Consider the following 23,740-nt stretch of genomic DNA (forward strand, 5'->3'; position numbering starts at 1 on the left):
TCCGTTATGAGTGGATTTTCAACCACTTTTTCATTGATTACGTCCATATTATCATCGGATTCCCTCTTTCTGGAATCATTCCCATGGATACGAATCACCGTATGAAGCCGGCCTCCCCGGCCCGGCGCGCCTTCGTGCTGGCGGCCGTCTGCCTGGCCGCGCTATGCATGCCGCTCAGTTTTACGGGGCCGGCCATCGCCATTCCCGCCATCGCCGCCAACCTGCACGGCTCGCCGCTGGCGCTGGCGTGGATCACGAATGCCTTCATGCTCAGCTTTGGCGGCTGCCTGATGGCGGCCGGCGCGCTGGCCGACCGCTATGGCCGCAAGCGCGTGTTCTTGCTGGGCATGGGCGTGTTTTCCGCCGCCGCGCTGGCGCTCTCGGCCGCGCCCGGCATCCTGTGGCTCGACGTGCTGCGCGCCGTGCAGGGCCTGGGCTGCGCCATGGCCCTGTCGAGCGGACTGGCGGCCCTGGCGCAGGAATTCGACGGCCCCGCCCGCGCGTGCGCCTTCAGCCTGATCGGCACGGCCTTCGGCGTGGGCCTGGCCTTCGGTCCCTTCCTGGCCGGCACCTTGATCACGCACACGGGCTGGCGCGCCATTTTTGTCGCCACGGCCGCGGCCGGCCTGGCCGCCCTGCTGGCCGCCGCGCGCGCCATGCGCGAATCGCGCGACCCGCAAGCGCAGGGCGTCGATTGGCCCGGCGCCCTGACGTTTACGGGCGCATTGTCCCTGTTTACCTATGGCTTGCTACAGGCGCCCGACAGTGGATGGAGCAGCGCCGCCAGCCTGGGTTTGTTCAGTGCCGCGGCCTTGCTGCTGGCCATCTTCATCCGCGTGGAACGGCGCGCGGCGCGGCCCATGCTGGATTTATCCCTGTTTCGCCTGCCCGCCTTTGCCGGTGTGCAACTGCTGGCGGCCGCGCCCGCGTTTTCCTTCGTCGTGCTGCTGGTGCTGCTGCCGGCCCGCTTCATCGGCATCGAAGGCTACAGCGCGCTGGAAGCGGGACGCATGATGATTGCCCTGTCGGCGCCCATGCTGGTGCTGCCGATCCTGGCCGGCATGGCGGCGCAGCGCCTCGCCGCCGCGCACATCTGCGCCAGCGGATTACTGCTGGCGGTGGGCGGCTTGCTGTGGCTCTCCACTTGCGCGCCGGGCCAGTCGCCCGCCACCTTGCTGGGGCCGCTACTGCTGATCGGCTGCGGCATCAGCCTGCCCTGGGGCTTGATGGATGGCCTGGCCATCAGCGTCGTGCCCGTCGAACGGGCCGGCATGGCGGCCGGCATCTTCAATACGACGCGCGTGGCGGGCGAAGGCCTGGCGCTGGCCATCGTCAGCGCGCTGCTGGGCACCTTCACCATGGCGGCGCTGGGCGGCGCCGGCCTTGCCGGCATCGGTGCGGAGCAGGCGGCGCTGGCAGCGCCCTTCCTGGCGCTGGGCGAGCTGCGCCATGCGGGCGAGTTGTTGCCGCAGGCCGGCGCCGCCGAACTGGCGCAAGCCTATGGCGCCGCCTTCCGCCACTTGCTGTATGTGCTGGCCAGCATCACCACGGCGTCGGCCCTGCTGATCCTCGCCTTCCTGCGCCATCCGGCGAATGCAGCCGACGCCCCGCGGGACACGGCCGCCCTGCCCGCCTGCAAGGCGCCAAACTAAGCGGCCCGGCTTTCCCGCGACAGCCATCCCCCTCCCCGCCATACCCGGCGGCGCCCACGCGCCGCCGCCCGCCTTTGATGCTTCTCCGCAACACCTCAAAAGTTTTCAAAGATAAAACTAGTTTACTCATCAAAGCGCTTTGAACTATACTCAAAGCGCTTTGAAACATAACTAAAGCGCTTTGGTTGTGCGAAGTTATGCGCACCGATCCCACACCTATAAAAACACTGGAGACGCAATGAACAAACATTTCTTGAAAACTTTGCCTGCCGCCGTGGCGTTGGCCTTGAGCGCTTCGGCCGCCCAGGCCGCCCTGCCGATCGATTTCGGCGGCTACATCCGCTCGGGCTTCGGCACCAGCAGCGAAGGCGGCAAGGAAGCGTGTTTCGGCCTGGCCGGCGCCTCGTCCAAGTATCGTCTGGGCAATGAGTGCGAAACCTACGGCGAGCTGAAATTCGGCGGCGAAGCCTTCAAGGCAGCCAACGGCACCACCTTCCGCATCAATACCCTGGTGGCGTTCTCCGTCAACCAGAACCAGGACTGGGAGCAATCGGACCCGTCGTGGCGCGAAATGAACGTCGTCGCCGACAAGATCGGCACGGGCGCCTTCGCCGAAGCGCGCGCCTGGGTCGGCAAGCGCTACTACGACCGCCAGGACGTGCACATCACCGATTACTACTTCTGGAATAACAGCGGCCCTGGCGCCGGCCTGGAAAACATCGACCTGGGCGCCGCCAAACTGGCCTACGCCGTCGTGCGCACGGCCGATGACGGCGACAGCAAGCGCATGGGCCTGTCCCACGACTTGCGTTTCTCGGGCATCAAGGTCAACCCGGATGGCGAACTGACCCTGGGCCTGCAATTCAACCAGAAACGCAATGCGCAAGGCGCGGCCCCCATCGCCAGCGGCCACTTGCTGACCATCATGCATACGCAAGGCAATCTGTTGGGCGGCTTCAACAAGGTGGCATTGCAGTACGGCAAGGGCAGCGCCGCCAACACGGGCGGCTTCAGCCTGGGCGCCAACAAGGATGACAAGGTCGTGCGCCTGACGGAACAGATCATGATCCAGCCCAAAGGCGCCTGGTCGGGCATGGGCACCTTCGTCTACGAAGACAAGGAATCGGCAGGCGTGAGCAGCAAGTGGACGTCGATCGGCGCGCGTCCCGTCTACCACTTCACGGACAACTACAGCCTGGCCGTGGAACTGGGCCACGACATCGTCAAGCCGGAAGGCGGCGAAAGCCGCAACCTGACCAAGCTGACCTTCGCGCCGCAACTGTCGGCCGGCAACAGCTTCTGGTCGCGCCCCGTGCTGCGCGCTTTCTACACCTACGCCAAATGGAACAAGGCAGCCCAGTCGGCCGCCGCCGCGGAATCGGCGCTGTCGTCGACCGGCGTGTTCGGTGGCAAGACCAACGGCAGTTCCGTCGGTTTCCAAGTGGAAAGCTGGTGGTAATCGCAGGCCGCTAGAACGTTGGCAAGCGTCCCCGGACGCTTGCCGGTGGCAGCAACACCGCCCGCTTATCCAGGGGCAAGCAGTACCCGGACCCACCATTTCGCCGCTGCACGCGATGGCCGGCAGCTTCAATGTAGTGATTCAGCAGTATCCTCTTTTAGCGCGGGCGCCCCTGGGTTTGCCCGCGTATTTTTTTGGGCGCCGCCGCCGCTTGTCATGACCCTGATCAATCCGGCATTTATCAGATAAACTACCCGTCATCGCACGGCACCGTTCCCGACCCACCCTGGATAGACCCCAACCGCAGCATCCATGAACCTCAAAAATCTCGCCAAAACGCTAGGAATATCCGAAACCACCGTCAGCCGCGCCTTGAATGGCTATCCGGAAGTGAGCGAACGCACGCGCGAGCGGGTGCTGGCCGCCGCGCAGGCGGCCGGCTACCGCCCCAATCCCATGGCGCGCAGCCTGGCCGTGGGACGCACGAATATCGTCGGCATCATCTACCCGCTGATGCCGAACGACCTGGCCGACCCCATGTTCATCGACATCGTGGGCGGCATGTCGGAAGCGCTGGAAGCGCAGCAGATGGACATGATGATCGCGCCCGCCTCGGCCACCAACGAATTCCACACCTATGAACGCATGGTCAAGGGCCGCCGCATCGATGGCCTGATCGTCGGCCGCACCAAACCGTTCGACGAGCGCATCGCCTACCTGGCGCAGCAGGGCATGCCGTTCGTCGCGCATGGCCGCACCCAGCTGAACCAGCCGCACGCGTGGTTCGACTACGACAACGAGGCCGGCATGCGCCTGGCCGTCGAGCGCCTGGCGCAGCTGGGCCACCAGCGCATCGGCCTGATCAGCGCCACGCCGGACCTGAACTTCGTGCGCCAGCGCGTCGAGAGTTTTCAGCACGCCATGCAGGCGGGCGGCCTGCCCGTCGACCCGGACAACCTGGTCGACAACGCGCACGACCGCCGCGCCGGCTACCAGGCCATGCAGCGCCTGCTGGCCCGCTCGCCGCGCCCCACGGCCGTCATCGTCGACAACCACATGTCGGGCGTGGGCGCCGTGCGCGCGCTGCTCGACGCGGGCATCGCCATCGGCCGCGACATGTCGCTGATCGTCTGGGGCGTGATGGAGGATTCCCTGGCCGGCCACAACGTCACCACCGTCGTCCAGCCCGACCCGCGCGGCGCCGGCGCGAAGATGATCCACATGCTGCTGGCCCTGATGGATGGCACGCCCGTCACAGACTTGCAGGAACTGTGGCCGTGCGAACTGTTGCCGGGCGAGTCCGCCGGGCCTGTACCAAACTAGGCGTATTCCGCCTCCCCATGCCGCCGGCCGCCTGGCCGGCGCCACTGTCTCGCCTTCCTGAATCACCCTCATAAAAAAATCGTATGTCTGGCGCGTGTATCGCTTTACTTTTCAAAGCGCTTTGAACTATACTCATTTCATACCCAAAGCGCTTTGAATTTTAAAATAAGACGTTCGCCTACCAACCAGCAGCGCCGCCCTGATAGCCAAGGCTACAGGCAACTTTTAAGAAATCATTCATGCCGACCATCCAGAACAATCTCGCCCATCTGCCCGCCGACTGGTGGCGCAGCGCCGTCATCTACCAGGTTTATCCACGCAGCTTCCTCGACAGCAATGGCGACGGCATCGGCGACTTGCCTGGCATTACTTCCAAGCTCGATTACATCGCCGCCCTGGGCGCCGACATCGTGTGGATTTCCCCCTTCTTCACGTCGCCGATGAAGGACTTCGGCTACGACGTGGCCGACTTCTGCGACGTCGACCCCATGTTTGGCACCCTGGCCGATTTCGACCGCCTGGTGGCGCGCGCCCATGAACTGGGCTTGAAAGTGATGATCGACCAGGTGCTGTCGCACTCGTCCGACAACCACCCGTGGTTCGTGGAAAGCCGCTCCAGCCGCGACAATGCCAAAGCCGACTGGTATGTGTGGGCCGACCAGAAACCGGATGGCACGGCGCCGAATAACTGGCTGTCCGTATTCGGCGGTTCCGCCTGGCAATGGGAGCCGCGCCGCGGCCAGTATTACCTGCACGATTTCCTCGCCAGCCAGCCCGACCTGAATTTCCACAATCCGGCCGTGCAGCAGGCGCAGCTGGACAACCTGCGTTTCTGGCTGGAACGTGGCGTCGATGGCTTCCGCTTCGATTCCTGCAACTTCCCGTATCACGACCAGTTGCTGCGAGACAATCCGCCGGCCGCCCAGCGCGACGCGAGCAGCGTGTCCGCCATCAACCCGTACGGCATGCAGGCGCACGTGTACGACAAGACGCAGCCGGAAAACATCGCTTATTTGCAGCGCGTGCGCGCCATACTTGACGAATATCAAGCCATTTCCATCGGCGAAGTGGGCGACGACAATGCGCTGGCCACCATGGCTGCCTATACGGGCGCCGACAAGCTGCACATGGCCTACAGTTTCAATTTGCTGACGGCGGAGTTTTCGGCCGCGCACATCCGCACGCAGGTCGAAGAGTTCGAGGCGCAAGTGGCCGACGGCTGGGCGTCCTGGTCCGTGGGCAACCACGACAGCGTGCGCGTCATGACGCGCTGGGGCGGCGAAAACCCGTCGCCATCGCTGGCCAAGGTGGTGCTGGCCGTGCAGGCGGCGCTGAAAGGCACGCCGTGCCTGTACCAGGGCGACGAGCTGGCCCTGACGGAAGCGGATATTCCTTTCGAAGCGCTGCAAGACCCGTACGGCATCCCGTTCTGGCCCCAGTTCAAGGGCCGCGACGGCTGCCGCACGCCGATGCCTTGGGTGGCCGACGCGCCGCACGGCGGTTTCAGCACGGCAAAATCTTGGTTGCCCGTGCCGCCTGAACACCTGGCGCGCGCCGTTGATGTCGAAGAAAACGATGCCGCTTCACCATTGCAGTTTGCGCAAAACATCCTCGCCTGGCGCCGCACCCTGCCGCAATTGTTGCGCGGCGACATAGTCTTCTTCGATGCGCCGGAACCCGTGCTGGCCCTGCGCCGCGACTTGCCAGGCCAAGCGCCCGTGCTGGCCGCCTTCAACCTGGGCACGCAAGCCGTCACGTTTGCCTGGCCTGACGCGGCGCCGGCAGCCGACCTGGCCGGTCATGGATTGCCAGGCAGCAAGGATGGCCAACAGCTCACCCTGCCCCCGCATGGCGGCTGGTTCGGCACCCTGGCGTAAATCGCAGCCTTTGGCGGCCATGCCGCCAATTACAATAACGAGCCCCGCGCATCAGCGGGGCCGAACAACAGAGTATCAGTGCTTGGCAAAATCGTAGCGAGCGGATGAAAGTTGTGGCTGAGAAGCGCAGCTGTGCGAATGCACAGTGAGCATTGCCAGCCGCAAGTTCGACGCGCAGTAGATTTGGCCAGGCACATTCAGTGAGATTGAGGACGACAGACATGGCTGGACTGAAGTTAACAGGCCTGAAAAAGGCATATGGCGACGTGCAAACCCTGCACGGCATCGACCTGGAGATCGCCGACGGCGAATTCATGGTCTTCGTGGGCCCGTCGGGTTGCGGCAAATCCACCTTGCTGCGCAGCATCTGCGGCCTGGAAGAAATCAGCGGCGGCGACTTGTATATTGGCAAGACCCGCATGAACGACGTGCCGCCCGCCAAGCGCGGCATCGCCATGGTATTCCAGAGCTACGCCCTGTACCCGCACATGAGCGTGGCGCAAAACATGGCCTTCGGCCTGAAACTGGCCGGCATGAACAAGGTGCAGATCGCCGACGCCGTACAGCGCGCCGCGCAAATCCTGCGCATCGAACCTTTGCTGGAACGCAAACCAAAAGACTTGTCGGGCGGCCAGCGCCAGCGCGTGGCCATCGGCCGCGCCATCGTGCGCAAGCCCGACGTCTTCCTGTTCGACGAACCGCTGTCCAACCTGGACGCCTCGCTGCGCGTGCAGATGCGCATCGAACTGGCGAATCTGCACCGCGAATTGCGCTCGACCATGATTTACGTCACGCATGACCAGGTCGAAGCGATGACCCTGGCCGACCGCATCGTCGTGCTCAACGCGGGCCGCATCGAGCAGGTGGGCGCGCCGCTGGAGCTGTACCACCACCCCGCCAACCTGTTCGTGGCCGGCTTCCTCGGTTCGCCCCGCATGAATTTCCTCAAAGGCAAGATCCACAGCTACGCGGACGGCGTGGCCACCATCGCCACCAACGCGGGCGGCATGCTGCAAGCCGTGTTGACGCAGCCGCTGGCCAGCGGCACCCCCGTCACCGTCGGCGCGCGCCCCGAGCACGTGCAGGCGTGCGCGCCCGGCGCCACCGCCGCCCTCACGGCCACCGTGCAAGCGGTGGAAAAACTGGGCGACATCAGCTATCTGTATGTGCAGGTACCGGGCGGCGACGAGCCGCTGGTGGTGCGCGCCGATGCGGAAACGGACTGGACCATTGGCCAAAGCGTGGCGCTGCAAGTGGCGCCCGCCCGCGTCCACGTGTTCGACGAGCACGGCCAGACCCGTACCTGATTCCGAATTTAAAGGGCCAGGCGCTACAGGCGCCGCCTGGCCTGGTTGCATCGTTTCAGCCTTGATATTCAACATAAACTTAGCATAAAAAAAGATACTGGAGATTGACATGTCCTTCACGCACCCGAAACGCAGCTTCATCAAAACCACCCTGATCGCCGCCGCCCTGGCCGGCATCGGCAACCTGGCCGCCGTCAGCATGGCGAACGCGGCCGAAGCAGGCACCCTCTTGATCTGGATCAATGGCGACAAAGGCTACAAGGGCCTGGCCAAGGTTGGCGAGGAATTCACCAAGAAGACGGGCATCAAGGTCGTCGTCGAGCACCCGGAAGATGCGCCAAACAAATTCCAGCAGGCAGCGGCCGCTGGCAAGGGCCCGGACATCTGGATCTGGCCGCATGACCGCATCGGCACCTGGATCGACGCCGGCTTGCTGCAACCATTGACGCCAAGCAAGGAAGCGCGCGCCGCCATCCTGCCGCTGGCCTGGAACGCCTTCACCGTGGGCGGCAAGACCTGGGGCTACCCGATCTCCATCGAAGCCGTCGCCCTCGTCTACAACAAGGACCTGGTGCCGACCCCGCCAAAAACCTTCGAAGAAATCGCCGCACTGGACAAGAAATTGTCCGCGCAAGGCAAGAAAGCCATCCTGTGGGATTACACGAATACCTATTTCACGTGGCCTTTGCTGGGTGCGGGCGGCGGCTTCCCGTTTGAAGTCAAGTCCGACGGCCGCTACGATGCGGCGAAAACGGGCGTGAACAATGCCGGTTCGCAAGCTGGCGTGAATGCGCTGATGACCCTGATCAACAGCGGCGCCATGCCGAAGGGCGCGGGCTACGCGGAAATGGAAGCCGGTTTCAACCAGGGCAAGATCGCCATGATGATCAACGGCCCATGGTCGTGGGACAATGCGCGCAAGTCGAAGATCAATTTCGGCGTGGCAACGATCCCTACCGTGGCAGGCAAGACGGCCACCCCATTCGTGGGCGTGCTGGGCGCGATGATTTCGAAAGCCAGCCCGAACAAGGACCTGGCCACGGAGTTCCTGGAAAACCAGATGCTGCAGATCAATGGCCTGAAAACCATCAACGCCGACGTCCCGCTGGGCACGCCAGCCAACAAGGTGCTGTTCGCGGAATTGAAGGCCAATCCGAACATCCAGGCGACGATGGAAAGCGCGCAAGCGGGCCGTCCGATGCCGAACAACCCGGAAATGGGCCGCTTCTGGTCGTCGATGCAATCGGCGCTGGAAAACATCACGCAAGGCCGCCAGACGACCAAGGATGGCCTGGATGCGGCGGCGAAGCGGATTACGACGGCGAATTAAGCATATCGTACTGCCTGGCGCAGGCCGGATCACGGGCCCTCGGGCCTGATCCGGCCTGCGCCATCTCGTATCCTTCCATCTTCACAGGTATCCCATCGTGCGCAAGTTTATCGGCCCTACGGTATTGACCATCAGCATGGCGCTGGGTCTGTATCTGCTCTTCATGTTGTACATTTCCGGCCAGACCATGCTGGCCGCCGTTTTCCTCGGCTTGCTGACCCTGACGACGTTTGTCTTCACGTCGCCGCGCGCCTATGCCTACCGCTATCTGTTTCCCGGCATTACGGCGGTCATCGTCTTCGTGCTGCTGCCGATGGTGTACACGGTGTCGATCGGCTTTACCAATTTCAGTTCGCGCAACCTGCTTACCTATGAGCGCGCCACGCAATACCTGCTGGACGAGACGCAGCGCGTGGAAAGCGCCGGCTATGCGATGACCGTGCATGCCGACAACAAGGAATACCGCTTGCGCCTGGAAAGCCCGGACACGGGCGAAGTGCTGCTGACGCAGCCGCTGGCCCTCAAGCGCGCCGTGCCCCTGAACGTGGAAGTGACGCCGCTCGACCCCGTGCAGGCGCCCGTGCTGGCTCCGCCGCTGCCCATCAAGGACATCATCGCCCTGCAAAAGGATCTGAAGTTGCTCACCTTGATCTTGCCGAACAGGATAGAGCTGCGCATGGTGGGCTTGCGCGAATTCGGCCCCGTCGCGCACGTCTACAAGCAGTTGCCGGACAAAACGCTCAAGAAAATCGCCACGGGCGAACTCGTGACACCGAACTTCAAGACGGGTTTTTATGAAATGCCGGACGGCACGAAGCTGGAACCGGGCTTCAAGGTCAATGTGGGTTTCGCCAATTTCGTGAAAATCTTCTCCGACGAAGCGTTCCGCGGCCCCTTCCTGCGCATTTTCGTGTGGACCATCGTTTTCGCCCTGATCAGCGTGGCCACCACGACGGGCCTGGGCATGGTGCTGGCCGTGCTCTTGAACTGGGATGCGCTGCGCTTCCGCGGCCTGTACCGTACCCTGCTGTTCCTGCCGTACGCCGTACCGGGTTTTATCTCCATCCTGGTCTTCAAAGGTTTATTTAACAATAACTTCGGCGAAATCAACCTCGTGCTCGACGCCTTGTTCGGCATCAAGCCCGCCTGGTTCTCGGACACCACGCTGGCCAAGGCCATGATTTTGATCGTCAACACCTGGCTCGGCTACCCCTACATGATGGTGGTGTGCATGGGCTTGATCAAGGCGATCCCGTCGGACCTGTACGAAGCGTCGGCCCTGGCCGGCGCGGGACCGCTGACGAATTTCTTCAAAATAACGTTACCCCTGATCATCAAACCGCTGACGCCGCTGATGGTGGCCAGCCTGGGTTTCAATTTCAACAACTTCGTGCTGATCAGCTTGCTGACGGGCGGACGTCCCGATTTCCTCGACACGACGTTACCGGCCGGCACGACGGACTTGCTCGTGTCCTACACCTACCGCATCGCGTTCGAGGATTCCGGCCAGAACTTTGGCCTGGCCGCCGCCATCTCGACCCTGATCTTCTTCCTCGTGGCCGCGATTTCGCTGGTCAACATGCGCCTGACGCGCATGAACAAAGCATAAAGGACCGACCATGGCTATCGTTGTCGACCGTTCCAACCGCTGGCGCATCCTGGCGGCCCACGTCGCCGTGATCGCGCTGATCGCGCTGGTGATGTTTCCCTTCTTGATGATCTTGTCGATCTCATTGCGCCCTGGCAACTTCGCCTCGGGCAGCCTGATTCCGCCCGAGATCAGCTTCGAACACTGGCGCCTGGCGCTGGGCATGTCTTACCAGGCGCCCAACGGCACCCTGGTCGAGCCGGACTTCCCCGTGCTGCTGTGGCTATGGAATTCCATCAAGGTGGCCAGCATGAGCGCCACCGTCACCGTGCTGCTGTCGACCACCTGCGCGTACGCATTCGCGCGCATGCAGTTCCGCTTCAAGTCGCAAACCCTGTCCGCGCTGATGCTGCTGCAGATGTTCCCCGCCGTGCTGGCCCTGGTAGCCATCTACGCCATCTTCGATGTGCTGGGCAGCTACGTGCCGTGGCTGGGCATCGACCACCACGGCAGCCTGGTGCTGGCCTACACGGGCGGCATCGCCCTGCATATCTGGACCATCAAGGGCTACTATCAAACCATCCCCATCGAGATCGAGGAAGCGGCCAAGGTCGACGGCGCCACGCAATGGCAAGCGTTTGTCTACGTGCTGCTGCCGATGACGGTGCCCATCCTGATGGTGGTGTTTTTGTTGTCGTTCATCGGCGCCATCATCGAATACCCGATCGCTTCCGTGCTGCTGCATGAACAGAACAACCTGACCCTGGCCGTCGGCTCGAAACTGTTCCTGTACGAACAAAAATACCTGTGGGGCGACTTCGCCGCGGCCGCCATTTTGTCCGGCTTGCCCATCACGGCCGTGTTCCTGCTGGCGCAAAAATGGATGATCTCCGGCCTGACGGCTGGCGGCGTGAAAGGCTGACCATGCGACGCTCCCTGACTGCGCTGGCCGCCCTGTTACTCAGCGCTTCGGCGCAGGCAGGGAGCTTCAGCTTCGCTGACAACCCCATCGTCTACTTCGCCGTGACGGACCGTTTCGCCAACGGCAATCCCGGCAACGACCACAGTTATGGCCGCGCCGCCGACCCGCAAGGCGGCGACGTCGGCAGCTTTCACGGCGGCGACATCGCCGGCCTCACGCAGCAGCTCAAAGCTGGCTACTTCAAGGAACTGGGCGTCAACGCCCTGTGGATCACGGCGCCGTACGAGCAGATCCACGGCTGGGTGGTGGGCGGCAAGCAGCAATTCCAGCATTACGCCTACCACGGCTACTGGGCGCTCGACTATACCACCATGGACGCCAACATGGGCACGCGCGAGGAATTGCGCGAGATGATCGATATTGCCCACGCGCAAGGCATCCGCGTGCTGTTCGACGTGGTGCTGAACCACCCGGGTTACGCGGACTTGCGCACCCTGTCCGAATATAAAGTGCCCGTGCTGTGGCCAGGCCATGAAAAAGCCACCCTGCGCGACTATCATAGCTACATCGACTACAACAACTTTGATTTCGCACAATGGTGGGGTCCGGACTGGGTGCGCGCCGGCTTGCCAGGCTATCCCGACGGCGGCAAGGACGATTTCACCATGCAGCTGGCGTATCTGCCCGACTTCCGCACGGAAAGCAGCAAGGCCGTGGGCTTGCCGCCCATCCTGCAGCGTAAAAGCGATACGCGCGCCGTGGCCCTGCCCGATGCGACTGTCCGCACTTACCTTGTCCACTGGCTGGCCGACTGGGTGCGCGAATTCGGCGTCGACGGTTTCAGGGCCGACACCGTCAAGCACGTGGAGCCGGCCAGCTGGCTGGCCCTGCGCGCGGCAGCCACCGATGCCCTCAAGGATTGGAAAACCCGCCACCCGCAGCAGAAGATCGACGACGCACCGTTCTGGATGACGGGCGAAGCGTGGGGCCATGGCCCCGAGCGCAGCAGCTGGCATGACGCGGGCTTCGACTCGATGATCAATTTCGATTTCCAGAATCGCGCGGGCGGCGACTGGAAAAGCATCGATGGCGTGTACCGCCAGTACGCGACTTTGCTGGGCAAGCGCATCGGCAATGCACCCCGCTACGACATCCTGTCGTACATCTCCTCGCACGACACCAGCCTGTTCCCGCGCGACCGGCTGAAACATGGCTTGTCCGCCCTGCTGCTGGCGCCCGGTGGCGTGCAGCTGTTCTATGGCGATGAAAGCGCGCGCCAGCCTGGCGCCGCGCCCGTCGGCGACGAACAGCAGGCCACACGCTCCGACATGAACTGGTCGTCGCTCGATGCGGCCACCCTCGCCCATGCGCGCAAGCTGGGCCAGTTCCGCCTGCGCCACCCTGCGCTGGCGCGCGGCGAACACCGCTTCATCGACGACAAGCCGTACGCGTTCGCCCGCGCGATGGATGGCGACGCCGTCATCGCCGTGCCCGAAGCGCAAGGCCCGCTCGAACTGAAGGTGCACGGCGTCTTCACCGATGGCGCCCTGCTGCGCGACGCCTACACCAATCACACTTACACCGTCAGCAATGGCGCCGTCGCCGTGAATGCGGCCGGCACCGTCCTGTTAGAAAAGGCAGCACCATGAGCAGCTATGACATCTTAGTAGTCGGCGGCGCCGGCATCGACACCATCGTGCGCGTCCCCGACCTGCAATTGCCCGTCGCCGATTCGCTGCACGTGCCGCCCATCCGCGACTACGTGGCGCACACGGGCAATGGCGTGGCGCTCGGTTGCCACGCGCTGGGACTGCGCTGCAAGTTCATCGACTTCATCGGCGACGATGCGCAAGGCGCGGCCATCCTGCAGCGCTATAAGGATGCCAGGCTCGATTTCTCGCACATCGTCGAACCGTCGGGCACGCGGCGCAGCGTCAACCTGGTCGACCCGCAAGGGCGCCGGCTGTCGCTGTACGACGGCCGCCACCCGGAAGACGTGCGCATGCCCGCCGCTTTTTATCTTCCCTACCTGGGGCCGGCGCGCCACGCGCACTTTTCCATCATGGGCTGGGTGGCCGCGCTGTTTGACGATGCGCAAGCGTGCGGCACCACCGTGTCGACCGATCTGCACGACTGGGATGGCGTCAACCCGCACCACAAGGTGTTCGCCCTGCGCGCCGACCTGGTCTTCCTCAGCACGGCGGCGCTGGGCGAGCGCACGGAGTCCGTCATGCGCGCGATTGTCGCGGAAGGCCGCGCGCAGGCGGTGATCGCCATGGCGGGCGCACACGGCGCCTACCTGCTGGAACGGGGCAGCGAGACCGTGCGTCACACTCCGGCGGCTGGCTTGAAGCTGCCCGTGGTGGACACGAATGGCGCAGGCGACTCGTTCGTGGCCGCCTTCCTGCACGCCTGGCTGGACGGCGCGGGCCTGGACGAAGCCATGCGCCGCGGCGCCATCGGCGGCGCGTTTGCCTGCGCCCAGCATGGCACGCATGAACGGTTTATCGGCAAGGCAGAGCTGGATGACTTATATCAAGACAGCACTAGCTTATGACTTAAAATTCTATCAAGCGTGATAACTTGGTAACGGGCGCATGGCACAATGGCTGCGGATTTCACCATTGCAGACCATTCGAACCGGAGACCACATGAGAATCGAAACCCTGGCCGTGCACGCCGGCTACACCCCCGACCCGACCACCAAGGCCGCCGCCGTCCCCATCTACCAGACGGTGGCCTACGCCTTCGACAATGCCCAGCATGGCGCCGACCTGTTCGACCTGAAGGTCGCCGGGAATATCTACACGCGCATCATGAACCCCACGCAGGACGTGCTGGAAAAGCGGGTCGCGGCGCTGGAAGGCGGCGTGGCGGCATTGGCCGTGGCGTCGGGCATGGCGGCCATCACCTACGCGATCCAGACCATCGCCGAAGCGGGCGACAATTTCATCTCCGCCAGCCAGCTGTATGGCGGCACCTACAACCTGTTTGCCCACACCCTGCCGCAAATCGGCATCGAAGTGCGCTTCGCCGACGCGCGCCAGCCCGAGACCTTCGCCGCGCTGATCGACGCGCGCACCAAGGCCATCTTCTGCGAATCGATCGGCAACCCGCTGGGCAATGTGACGGATGTGGCCAAGCTGGCCGAGATCGCGCACGCGCACGGCATCCCGCTGATCGTCGATAACACGGTGCCCAGCCCCTACCTGTTCCGCCCCATCGAGCATGGCGCCGACATCGTCGTCCATTCGCTGACCAAATACCTGGGCGGCCACGGCACCACCGTCGGCGGCGCCATCGTCGACAGCGGCAAATTCCCATGGGCCGAACACAAGGAACGCTTCAAGCGCCTGAACGAGCCGGACGTGTCGTATCACGGCGTCGTCTACACGGAAGCGTTCGGCCCCGCCGCCTTCATCGGCCGCGCGCGCGTCGTCCCGCTGCGCAATATGGGCGCCGCCATCTCGCCGCTGAGCGCCTTCCAGCTGATCCAGGGCATCGAGACGCTGGCCCTGCGCATGGACCGCATCTGCGACAACACCCTGGCCCTGGCCAGGCACCTGAAAAACCATCCGAAAGTCGCGTGGGTCAATTACGCGGGCCTGGAAGACCACCCGGACCACGCGCTGGTGAAAAAATACATGCGCGGCCGCGCCTCGGGCATCCTGTCCTTCGGCCTGAAGCTGGCTGCAGGCGAAGACCCGCGCGCGGCCGGCGCCCGCGTGCTCGACGCCCTGCAACTGTTCACGCGCCTGGTCAACATCGGCGACGCCAAGTCGCTGGCCACCCACCCGGCCTCCACCACGCATCGCCAGCTCAATCCCGAAGAACTGGCCAAGGCGGGCGTGTCCGAAGACATGCTGCGCCTGTCCGTGGGCATCGAGCATATCGACGACTTGCGCGAAGACCTGGAGCAGGCATTGAACGCGGCGTAAGCCTCTTTTCCACGCCGGCCGGAGGGGACTTCATGCCATAATCGGCGGCATGTCTTCCCCTCCTACTCCCCCTGAGCAGCCGGCATCCGGCCATTTCCGCGCCGAATACGCGCGGCGCATGAATGCCGTGCTTGACCATATCGACCGCCACCTCGACACGCCGCTGGAGCTGGCGCAGCTGGCCGACGTCGCGCATTTTTCACGCTTCCACTTTCACCGCGTGTTCGCCGCCTGGATGGGCGAGACGCTGGGCGACTATGCGCGCCGCCGGCGCCTGGAAACGGCCGCCCTGCGGCTGGCCTGCCGCCCCGGCGAAGCGATACTGGACATCGCGCTGGCGACGGGCTTCGGCTCCGGCGAAGCGTTCGCGCGCGCCTTCAAGCTGAAATTCGGCTGCACGCCGACGGCCTGGCGCGCCGGCGTCGCCGCAAAAAACGCTGCCATGCTCGCAGCCATGCGCCTGCGCCGGCAAGATAGCAATCCGGATCAGGCCATGCGCAATCCCGGTCAGGAAAACGGGCCGAACTTCCAGCACCATGGGCACTCCAATCCACTTCATAGAGAGAGTCCCATGCAAGTCACCATCCTCGACCTGCCGCCCGCCACCGTGGCGTGCCAGCGCCATATCGGCCCTTACGGCCCCGCCATCGGCGCCTTCTGGCGCGACACCGTCGCGCCATGGATGCAGTCGCACGGCCTGGGCGACGCGACGTGCTACGGCATCGGCCATGACGATCCCAGCATCACGCCGCCGGACAAATGCCGCTACGACGCCTGCGTCGCCGTGCCCGATGCATTCCAGTCGGGCGGCCGGGCCAGCATCACCACCCTGCCGGGCGGGCGCTATGCGGTAGCGCAATTCAAGGGACCATCCAGCGCCATCGCCGAAACATGGACGCGCATGACCCGCGAATGGCTGCCGGCCAGCGGCCTGCAGTGGGATGAGCGCCCGTGCTTCGAGCGCTTTTCCGCGGCCACGGCGCTGGATCCGGCCACCGGCGAATTCTCTTGCGACATCTGCATCCCCGTACGGCCGCTGTAGCTTCCTCTTTCGCGTGTATCAGCCCGCGATACCATAGCGCGATGCCGGCTTGCCGCGCATCGCGCCTGCGAACAGGGCCAGGCGGGCAGAGTCAAACTGCTCCCACAAGGCCTGGTCTTCGACGGAAGGCAAGGTCACCAGTTCGCCCTGGTCCAGGCCAGCCAGGGCAGCGTCGACACAGTCTTCGGCGCGCATGATGGTGGCCTGGTCCAGCTGCGCCAGCGACACGCCGCTCAATTCCCAGATTTCCGTCGCCGTCGATGCGGGCAGCACCAGCTGCACCACGATGCCCGTGCCGGCCAGCTCCTGCTGCAAGCCGCGCGTGAAATTCATCACATAGCCCTTGGTGGCGCTGTAGATCGTGCTGACGGGCAAGATGTGGAAGGACAGCACGGAGCCGATATTGATGATGGTGCCGCTGTTGCGCTGCTTGAACTGCGGCAGCACGGCGTAGCTCAGCTCCGCCACGGCCGTCACGTTGACCTTGTCCATGGTGGCGATGCCCGCTTTCGGCGTATCGACGACGGGCGCCAGGGTCGACGCGCCCGCATTATTGACCAGCATGGTGATGGCCGGATTGCTGGCCAGTTCATCGGCCACGCGCTGCAGGTCGGCCGGTGCGGACAAGTCCGCCGCCATGACACGCACGGACACGCCATACTTTTCCGCCAGCGACCTGGCCAGCACGTCCAGGCGTTCGACCCGGCGCGCCACCAGGATCAAATCGAAGCCACGGCTGGCCAGGCGGTCCGCATACACGGCGCCCAGGCCCGACGACGCACCAGTGACGAGGGCCGTGCCCGGTGTATTGACTGTACTCATGATGATTCCTTTGCAATTGGTAAATTCGAATGAATGGTTTGCAGCACGACAGATCAAACATGACAGCCATCATGCTTTGATGCGACGCCAAACATGATGATCATCATGCTTAGCGTCGCAAGCATGACGTACGTAATGTATGATGTCAACAGAAATTATTTGATGATCGGGAGAACACCATGCGATACCCAGCGGCCGAGACGGCAGAAAAACACCAGCGCATCCTGCAGGAAGCGGCGCGGCTGTTCCGTGAACAGGGCTTTGACGGCGTCAGCGTGGGACAGATCATGCAGGCGACAGGACTCACGCATGGCCCCTTCTACAACCACTTTGCCTCGAAGGAAGCGCTGATGGCGGAAAGCACGCTGCACGGCTCGGAGCACTCGCGCGCGGCGCTCGATGCGGCAACCATCAGTCCGGAAGCCATGCGCCAGTATGTGCGCGATTATGTGAGCGCGGCCCACCGCGATGCGCCGGGCAACGGGTGCTTGCTGGCGGCGCTGGCCGGCGACGCGCGCAAGCAGCCGGCAGTGCTGCCCGCCTTCACCTTCCACCTGAAATCCATCATCGGCAAGCTGACCACGCATTTTCCGTGGCAGAAAAAACGCAACCCCCGGCAGGAAGCCATCGTCATGCTGTCTGCCATGGTGGGCGCCGTGGCGCTGGCGCGCGCCGTCGACGATGCCGCGTTTTCGGACGAGATACTGGCGGCGGTCAGCACGGCATTCGCGCCGCCAGCACTTGCGCCACCTGCCTGACCCTCTCGTCCACCGAACCTGACACATCGACAACGGCGATCCCCCGCCGCGCCAGCTCCGCCTGGTACCACGCATGCTGGCGCGCGCGGAAATCCTCGTCGCGGCGCGTGCCGTCCTGGATGAAGGGAAAATCAGGGGCGCACAGCAGCACCAGGTCGTAGCCGTGCTCGGCCAGCCGCGCCAGTTCCTGCTCCGCCTTGCCGAACATCTCGACGCAGTAGAAATACGTCGTCATGGGCGAGGTATCGCAAAACAGCCAGCGCCGCGCGGCCAATAGCGCGTGCGCTTCGCGGCGCAGCTGTTCCCGGCCGATCTTCAGCAAATCGTCATAGTTCAATATGCCATCCTGGCTTTCCCACAGTTCGCGGCCATACTCGGCCACCCAGGCTGTCTCGAAATGCGCCGCCAGCGCCTGCGCCAAGGTCGTCTTGCCGCTCGATTCGCCGCCGAGCACGCACACGCGCGCGACAAGATCGGCGCGCACAATCGGCGACAGGAAGGCGCTGTGCGCATGCGGGTCTTGCCGTACCCTGGTGCCGGACACGGGCACCGCAGTTCTCGCCTGATCCACGCTCACGTGCGCCACCGGCCCGCCGGCATAATGCCGTGCCAGCACCTGGGCAAAGCCGGGGCCATAGTCTTCGCTGGTGAACACGGCATCGACGGGCAGCGCCAGCACCGTCCAGCACAGCCAGCCCATGAAGTGGCGATGCAGCTCGCCATCGTCGTCGTTGTGCGGCAGATGGCGGGCAGGCACGCCGCGCGCGGTGCACAGGGCCGCCAGGCGCGCATCGTCCAGCACCACGATGTGCGCTTGCGGGAATTGCGCCCGCAGCCACCGTTCCCGGCGCGCCGGCTCATAGCCGGGAAATTCGGGCCTGGTGTAGCTGACCACCAGCAGTTCTTCGCAGGCGTCTTGCGCACGCTTGATCAACAGTTCGTGGCCCTGGTGCAGCGGGCAAAATTTGCCGACCACGAGGCCGCGTTTATAAAGGTTCATGCCACTGCTTCCTGCAAATCCGAGGTGTATTGAATGATCTTGTCTTCCGCCAGCAAGGTCTCGACGGTGATGGCGCCGAAAAATGGCGCGAGCAAGGCGCGCGCCCGGTCAGCCTGCGGCATGGCGTTCGGCGCCAGGCGCAGCGCGATGGCGCCGTCGCCATGCTGGTGCACGCCGAACAGGGCGATGGCCAGCGGTTTCAAGGCATGCGTGATATCGATATTATTGATCCACTCGCCCGTCATCGTCCTGTAGCGCAGGGGGCTGCGGCCGGCCAGCCCCACCAGCACGGGGCCGTGCGGGCCATGCGCCAGCGATGCGTAATCGCCCGTGCGGTAGCGCACGAGAGGCAGGCAGAAATTGAAGCCGCCCGTCACCGTGATTTCGCCGCGCGCGCCATCCGGCACGGGCTGGCCCGCACTATCGAGGATTTCCACGTACAGCCGGTGCTGCAGCAGCACGTGGCCGCCCGCCCGTTCGTCGTAGACGGCGACCGGCCCCACTTCATTGAGCGAATAGATGTCCAGCACGGGACAGCCGAAACGCGCTTCCAGGCGCGCGCGCATGCCGGGCAACAGCATCATCGACACGGACATCAGCGCGGCGGGCTTGTGCGCCATGGGCAAGGTCAGGAGTTCGGCAAACGAGATGGGGTCGCCCGCGATCAGCTCGGGCGCCATGGCGTCCAGGTAGCGCGCGCGGTCGTCCGGGGCGCGCCAATCGTCCGGGTGCAGGTTGATCTTCGCCAGGCCCGATTCGTTCATCGTGGGCGTGACGGAGACATAGGTGAAGCAGCGGCGCTGGTGCCCCAGCAGCATCACGCCCACCTGCCCCGCGCCATGGCGCAAGGCCACGCCGAAGCGGCGCAGCGCGCGCTTGTGGTAGGCCAGGTAGCGCCCCGCCACCAGCGGGTGCGAAGCGATCAGCAGCGGGTGGCCCGTGGTGCCCGTCGTCTGGAAGTTGATCATGCGCGCCAGGTCCGCATCGTCGGGCACGAAGGCGGCAATGTCGTGCGCCAGCTCGGCGCGGCTGATGGGCGCCACGTCCGCCAGGCGCGCGGGCGGCGAGCCGCAGGCGCGGTAATGCGGCACCGTGGCGTAGGCCGTCCTGAGAAAATCCGCCAGCCAGGGCGGCGGCGCATCGGCGCTCCAGCCGATATCCGCCTGCATGACTTCCTGCTCATAGGCGCGCAGCGCTTCGACCTCCGCGGCCAGCAGCTTGTTGCCGCTGCGGTTGCGGTAGCGGGGCGCCGCGGGATGGCTGCGCAGTTTGTCCAGCATGCGCGCGCCCGCCGGCGTCAGGGTGGGACAGTAGTCGCGGTCCGCTTCCCAGGCGCCGCCCGGCAGATTGACATCAGCTTTGCCAGCGAGCGTCATTCGCGCGACCACTTGTCGGCCGATTCCTCGGCCGCCTTCTTCGCCAGCGCCTCGCGGATTTCCCGCGCGCGCTGTTCGGCCAGGCGGCTCGCTTCAAGCAGGCGGCGGCGCTCCGTGCCGCTGATGGCGGACAATCTGTCCGTGGCCTGCGCCACGCTTTCGTCGCGGGGCCGAAAACCCAGGCGCGCCAGCACGATGCGCGCCAGTTCCTCGCGCCGCTCGGGGTCTTGCGTAAACTGGTGGGCCGGCGTGGCGGCGGATAGTTCACGCGCCGCCTCGCCCAGTACCTGCAGCAAGGCTGGCTGCGGCAACTGCTGCGCGGTGAACCACTCGTCGGCCAGCAGCCAGCACAGGATCATGGCCAGCGCCAGCCGGTTGCGGTCCGCCTTCACTTGCGCGCCGATGAACCCCTGCAAGGACGCGGCCGGCGCGCGCGCGCCATGCAGCAGCAAAACGTCGTTGACCAGCGCTGCCACCGCCACGGCCTGCGCATTGGCGACGCCGGCGATACGGGGCTCGGCGAGGAATTCGACGGGCGTGTCGGCCAGGCGATGGGTCAGGGTTTCGAGGTGGGGACCGGGAGTATGCATGTCATGATTGTATATAGTGGCGCCGGCTGAACGCCCGCGCAAAGTCCAGCAAGTCCTCGTAGCGCTCGACGGCGTGGATATCCCAGCCCTGTTCGTGGCGCGCGCGTTTCAAATCGTCATAGGTCTGCTGCAGCCACTGGTGGCTGGCCGCGCCATCCCAGTCGCGCGCCAGGTTCAGGGCCATGGTACCGCCCGCACCGCCCTGGGCCAGCGCTTTCGCCGAGATATCCCAGCCGCTGTTGCCCAGTTCATCCTGGTCGAACATGGTGGTGATGCCATCGTCGGAAATCATCAGGATATGCGCGGGCCGTTCGCGCTTGGCCGCATAGGTCTGGCGCAGGCGGTGGATGGGGAAACAGGTGCCGCCGCCAAAAAATTCCGTCAGCACGCCGAGGATCATGTCTTCATCGCGCACGAAACCTGGCGTTAGCATCACTTCGTTCTTGCCGCTCCACAGGGTGACCTGCACTTTTGCGCCCGCGCGCAGGGCGGACAAGGCGATGACGGCGCCGGCCAGGGTCAGGAACGAGGTGTGCGCCTGCGGGTTCGGCATGGAGCCGGAACTGTCCACGTACATGTCCAGGTCGACGGGCACGGCGTCGGTGGCGCGCGCCGGTTCGCGGCCATACACGCGGCGCACGGTGGTCACGCCCGGCACGGGGCGCGGCGACTGCATCACGGACTGCAGCCAGTCGATGTCTTCCAGCGGGTCGCCGATTTCCCAAGGCTCCAGCCCTTCCATCTGTGGCTCCTGCGACTCGGGTGCGGGGCGGCTGGGAAACGCCACCAGGTGCGGCAAGGCCCGCTCGCGGTAGTAGCGGATGGCGATTTCATGGTCGCTCAAGTCCACGCCCGACGCCTTCAGAATGTCGCCCAGCTCGAACGGTTCGCGCAGCTGGCCGCCGCCCGACCTGACTGGCGCCTCGGCCGCAGGTTCGGCGGCAGGTTCCTCGCCATCGAGGCCCGAGATGCGCTTGTCGTGCACGGGATGGATGGCGCCGTCCTCTTCGTCATCCTCGATCTGCTGCGCGCCATACGTCTGGCAGCCGCGTGCCGCGTCGCGCGTGTCCTGCAGATAGCGGCTGGGGTCAATGTCACCCAGGGCATCCGTATCTTCCACCAGGTAAGGCAGCAGCAAGGTGGCGAAGCGGCCCGCCGCCAGCATCCAGTCGTTCGCATACACGCGTATCAGGCGCGCCCCAAGCCAGGCATCCGTGTCCAGGCGCTCGTCAGCGTGGCCGCCCCCCAGCTCACCCTTTTCCAGCTGCCACAGGTTTTCATAGATGCGCATGTACAGGGTCCACACGCCGCCGCTGCCTTTGGCATTCGCCTCCGCAGAGCGCCCATGCTGCAGTTTGCGGTAGATATCGGCCATGCGCAGATTCGCCTGGCGCTGCAAACGGTCGTTGATGAACAGGTCCGTGTACAGGTTGGCCACCATGGGCGCATGCTGCTCCAGGGTCGGCAAGGCGCGGCGCATGCGCGCCAGCAGGCGGAACTGGTCGCTGGCGCTGCCCGGCGCGAGAATGTGGTGGCCGATTTCATGGGCAAGCACTTCCAGCGCATAGTCGTCCAGGCCCAGCTCCGTCACCAGCGGCAAGTCCACCACCACGCTCTGGTCCAGCAAGCGGATCATGGCGAAGCTGCCGGACAAGCCCTGCTTGCCGGCTTCGACGCGGCTGGCGCACAGGCTGGGGTCGCGCAGGCGCGTAAACTTGCTCCACACGGCCAGGGCCTCGGGCCAGGCGGCGCGCCAGCGGTCGATCAGGTCGGCATCGTTCTTCATGCGAGCGGCAGCAGGCGGATGGCGTGCGTCCACGGTGACGTGATGGCCAGCGTATGCGCATTCGCGGCGATGGCGATGTCGCCGGCCGGCAGGTCGAGCGCGATGCTGCGCGCGCCGATATGCACGGTCGCCCCCTCGAGGCGCACGGACGCCGGCACGCCGGTTTGCGCCAACTCAAACTCCTGCGCCGTGGCGCTGTGCAGCACGGCGCCATAGGCATCGGCCACCAGCAAATAATGGCGCTCGGCGCTGCGCACGACAAACCCGTCAAGCGTGGCGCGCACTTGCGGCGGCGTGGCGAAGTCGCCACCCAGGCCCGTGAAGGCGCCGAACTCCCTGCCTTCGGCATTGCCGCGCCACGGATTAGCCATGAGCTGCGCATGCACCTGCGGCCATTGCGCGCCCGGTTCGCCAAAGGCGGCCAGCGCCAGCGCATGCGGCAAGGTGTCGGCGGCGGCCAGCGCGCCCTGGCGGAAATGCGCGACGCCGGCGCGCCAGGCCAGCACCTGGCCCACGGCGCGCAGCTGTGCGACGCTGCCGACTTGCGGCGCCACGGCAGCCATCCCGGCCTGCCATTGCGCGGGCCGCGCGCCCGCCACGGAGGAAATGTGGATGGCGGCGTTGCTCAGCATGCCCAGCACGTCGACGGGGGCCGTCGCCAGCAGCGGCGCAAACGATGGCGCCAGTTCGCGCCAGACGGTATTGAGGAAGGGATTTTTCGCGGCCGGACCGGCCAGGCCATGGCCCACCAACTCCAGGGCCATGTCGTAGGCGGCCAAGGTAACGCCGCCCACGCGCTCGGTTGCTGCGGCGGCCACGGCCACCACCAGCGGATCGACGCCGTCGTGCAAGAAGGCGCCGAAGGCGGCCATGTCGAGCGCGGGAAAGCGCCGGCGCGCTTCCGCTGCGCGGCCATTGAACTGGGCGCGGCCACTGGCAAGGATAGTTGCGAAGGCAGGAGAAATCATTG

Annotated in this window: 19 protein-coding genes; 13 read left to right on the forward strand and 6 right to left on the reverse strand. The window is 64.9% G+C overall.

From position 1 onward, the window contains the following. Positions 1 to 101 precede the first annotated feature (101 nt). The 12 genes from CLU94_RS03310 (at position 102) to CLU94_RS03365 (ending at position 16,438) form a co-directional block, all read left to right on the forward strand. A complete protein-coding gene (locus tag CLU94_RS03310; RefSeq protein ID WP_218965273.1) occupies positions 102 to 1,652 on the forward strand; it encodes an MFS transporter in 1,551 nt (516 codons plus the stop codon). Between the two features lie 238 nt (positions 1,653 to 1,890). Continuing rightward, positions 1,891 to 3,111, forward strand: coding sequence for a maltoporin (locus CLU94_RS03315; protein WP_099664596.1), 1,221 nt, complete (start codon positions 1,891 to 1,893; stop codon positions 3,109 to 3,111). 312 nt (positions 3,112 to 3,423) lie between these two features. After that, positions 3,424 to 4,434 (forward strand): substrate-binding domain-containing protein, encoded by a 1,011-nt coding sequence (locus CLU94_RS03320; protein ID WP_099664597.1) that lies wholly within the window; start codon positions 3,424 to 3,426, stop codon positions 4,432 to 4,434. A 239-nt stretch (positions 4,435 to 4,673) separates the two neighbouring features. After that, positions 4,674 to 6,311, forward strand: a complete 1,638-nt coding sequence (locus CLU94_RS03325) for an alpha-amylase family glycosyl hydrolase (protein WP_099664598.1) — start codon at positions 4,674 to 4,676, stop codon at positions 6,309 to 6,311. 221 nt (positions 6,312 to 6,532) lie between these two features. Continuing rightward, complete coding sequence (locus CLU94_RS03330) at positions 6,533 to 7,618, forward strand: ABC transporter ATP-binding protein (RefSeq protein WP_099664599.1); 1,086 nt, start codon at positions 6,533 to 6,535, stop codon at positions 7,616 to 7,618. 109 nt (positions 7,619 to 7,727) lie between these two features. Beyond that, positions 7,728 to 8,948 (forward strand): maltose/maltodextrin ABC transporter substrate-binding protein MalE, encoded by a 1,221-nt coding sequence (malE, locus tag CLU94_RS03335; RefSeq protein ID WP_077402478.1) that lies wholly within the window; start codon positions 7,728 to 7,730, stop codon positions 8,946 to 8,948. Between the two features lie 97 nt (positions 8,949 to 9,045). After that, complete coding sequence (gene malF / locus CLU94_RS03340) at positions 9,046 to 10,557, forward strand: maltose ABC transporter permease MalF (RefSeq protein WP_099664600.1); 1,512 nt, start codon at positions 9,046 to 9,048, stop codon at positions 10,555 to 10,557. Positions 10,558 to 10,567: 10 nt separating this feature from the next. Next, the gene (gene malG / locus CLU94_RS03345) at positions 10,568 to 11,458 is read left to right on the forward strand and encodes a maltose ABC transporter permease MalG (protein ID WP_077402472.1); all 891 of its coding nucleotides are present in this window, start codon (positions 10,568 to 10,570) and stop codon (positions 11,456 to 11,458) included. Between the two features lie 2 nt (positions 11,459 to 11,460). Beyond that, positions 11,461 to 13,107: an alpha-amylase family glycosyl hydrolase gene (locus CLU94_RS03350; protein WP_099664601.1), complete on the forward strand. Its 1,647-nt coding sequence runs from the start codon at positions 11,461 to 11,463 to the stop codon at positions 13,105 to 13,107. Beyond that, a complete protein-coding gene (locus tag CLU94_RS03355; protein WP_099664602.1) occupies positions 13,104 to 14,015 on the forward strand; it encodes a carbohydrate kinase family protein in 912 nt (303 codons plus the stop codon). The genes CLU94_RS03350 and CLU94_RS03355 overlap by 4 nt, the downstream gene beginning before the upstream one ends. Positions 14,016 to 14,109: 94 nt before the next feature. Continuing rightward, entirely contained in the window at positions 14,110 to 15,396 is a 1,287-nt protein-coding gene (locus tag CLU94_RS03360) for an O-acetylhomoserine aminocarboxypropyltransferase/cysteine synthase family protein (protein ID WP_099664603.1), read from the forward strand. Positions 15,397 to 15,445: 49 nt separating this feature from the next. Continuing rightward, positions 15,446 to 16,438, forward strand: a complete 993-nt coding sequence (locus CLU94_RS03365; RefSeq protein ID WP_218965274.1) for an AraC family transcriptional regulator — start codon at positions 15,446 to 15,448, stop codon at positions 16,436 to 16,438. An 18-nt stretch (positions 16,439 to 16,456) separates the two neighbouring features. Here the strand turns inward: CLU94_RS03365 and CLU94_RS03370 are convergent, their stop codons facing one another. Then, a complete protein-coding gene (locus CLU94_RS03370; protein WP_099664605.1) occupies positions 16,457 to 17,260 on the reverse strand; it encodes an SDR family NAD(P)-dependent oxidoreductase in 804 nt (267 codons plus the stop codon). A gap of 179 nt (positions 17,261 to 17,439) precedes the next feature. Here CLU94_RS03370 and CLU94_RS03375 point away from each other — a divergent pair, with 179 nt between their 5' ends. Next, positions 17,440 to 18,018, forward strand: a complete 579-nt coding sequence (locus CLU94_RS03375) for a TetR/AcrR family transcriptional regulator (RefSeq protein WP_099664606.1) — start codon at positions 17,440 to 17,442, stop codon at positions 18,016 to 18,018. Here the strand turns inward: CLU94_RS03375 and CLU94_RS03380 are convergent. From CLU94_RS03380 to CLU94_RS03400, 5 genes are read right to left on the reverse strand one after another with little or no spacing between them, the layout of a single operon-like run. Continuing rightward, on the reverse strand, positions 17,975 to 19,018 hold the full coding sequence (locus CLU94_RS03380; RefSeq protein ID WP_099664607.1) for an AAA family ATPase: 1,044 nt from the start codon (positions 19,016 to 19,018) through the stop codon (positions 17,975 to 17,977). The two genes, CLU94_RS03375 and CLU94_RS03380, sit on opposite strands and share 44 nt — an antisense overlap. Then, positions 19,015 to 20,394 (reverse strand): AMP-binding protein, encoded by a 1,380-nt coding sequence (locus CLU94_RS03385; RefSeq protein ID WP_099664608.1) that lies wholly within the window; start codon positions 20,392 to 20,394, stop codon positions 19,015 to 19,017. The genes CLU94_RS03380 and CLU94_RS03385 overlap by 4 nt, the downstream gene beginning before the upstream one ends. After that, positions 20,391 to 20,984 (reverse strand): hypothetical protein, encoded by a 594-nt coding sequence (locus tag CLU94_RS03390; protein ID WP_099664609.1) that lies wholly within the window; start codon positions 20,982 to 20,984, stop codon positions 20,391 to 20,393. The genes CLU94_RS03385 and CLU94_RS03390 overlap by 4 nt, the downstream gene beginning before the upstream one ends. A 1-nt stretch (position 20,985) precedes the next feature. Then, positions 20,986 to 22,770: a VWA domain-containing protein gene (locus tag CLU94_RS03395; protein WP_099664610.1), complete on the reverse strand. Its 1,785-nt coding sequence runs from the start codon at positions 22,768 to 22,770 to the stop codon at positions 20,986 to 20,988. Then, a complete protein-coding gene (locus CLU94_RS03400) occupies positions 22,767 to 23,738 on the reverse strand; it encodes a hypothetical protein (protein WP_099664611.1) in 972 nt (323 codons plus the stop codon). The genes CLU94_RS03395 and CLU94_RS03400 overlap by 4 nt, the downstream gene beginning before the upstream one ends. Positions 23,739 to 23,740 lie beyond the last annotated feature (2 nt).

Origin of the sequence: Janthinobacterium sp. 13, assembly GCF_002749695.1 — a bacterium.
Taxonomy (GTDB): Bacteria; Pseudomonadota; Gammaproteobacteria; order Burkholderiales; family Burkholderiaceae_D; genus Janthinobacterium; species Janthinobacterium kumbetense.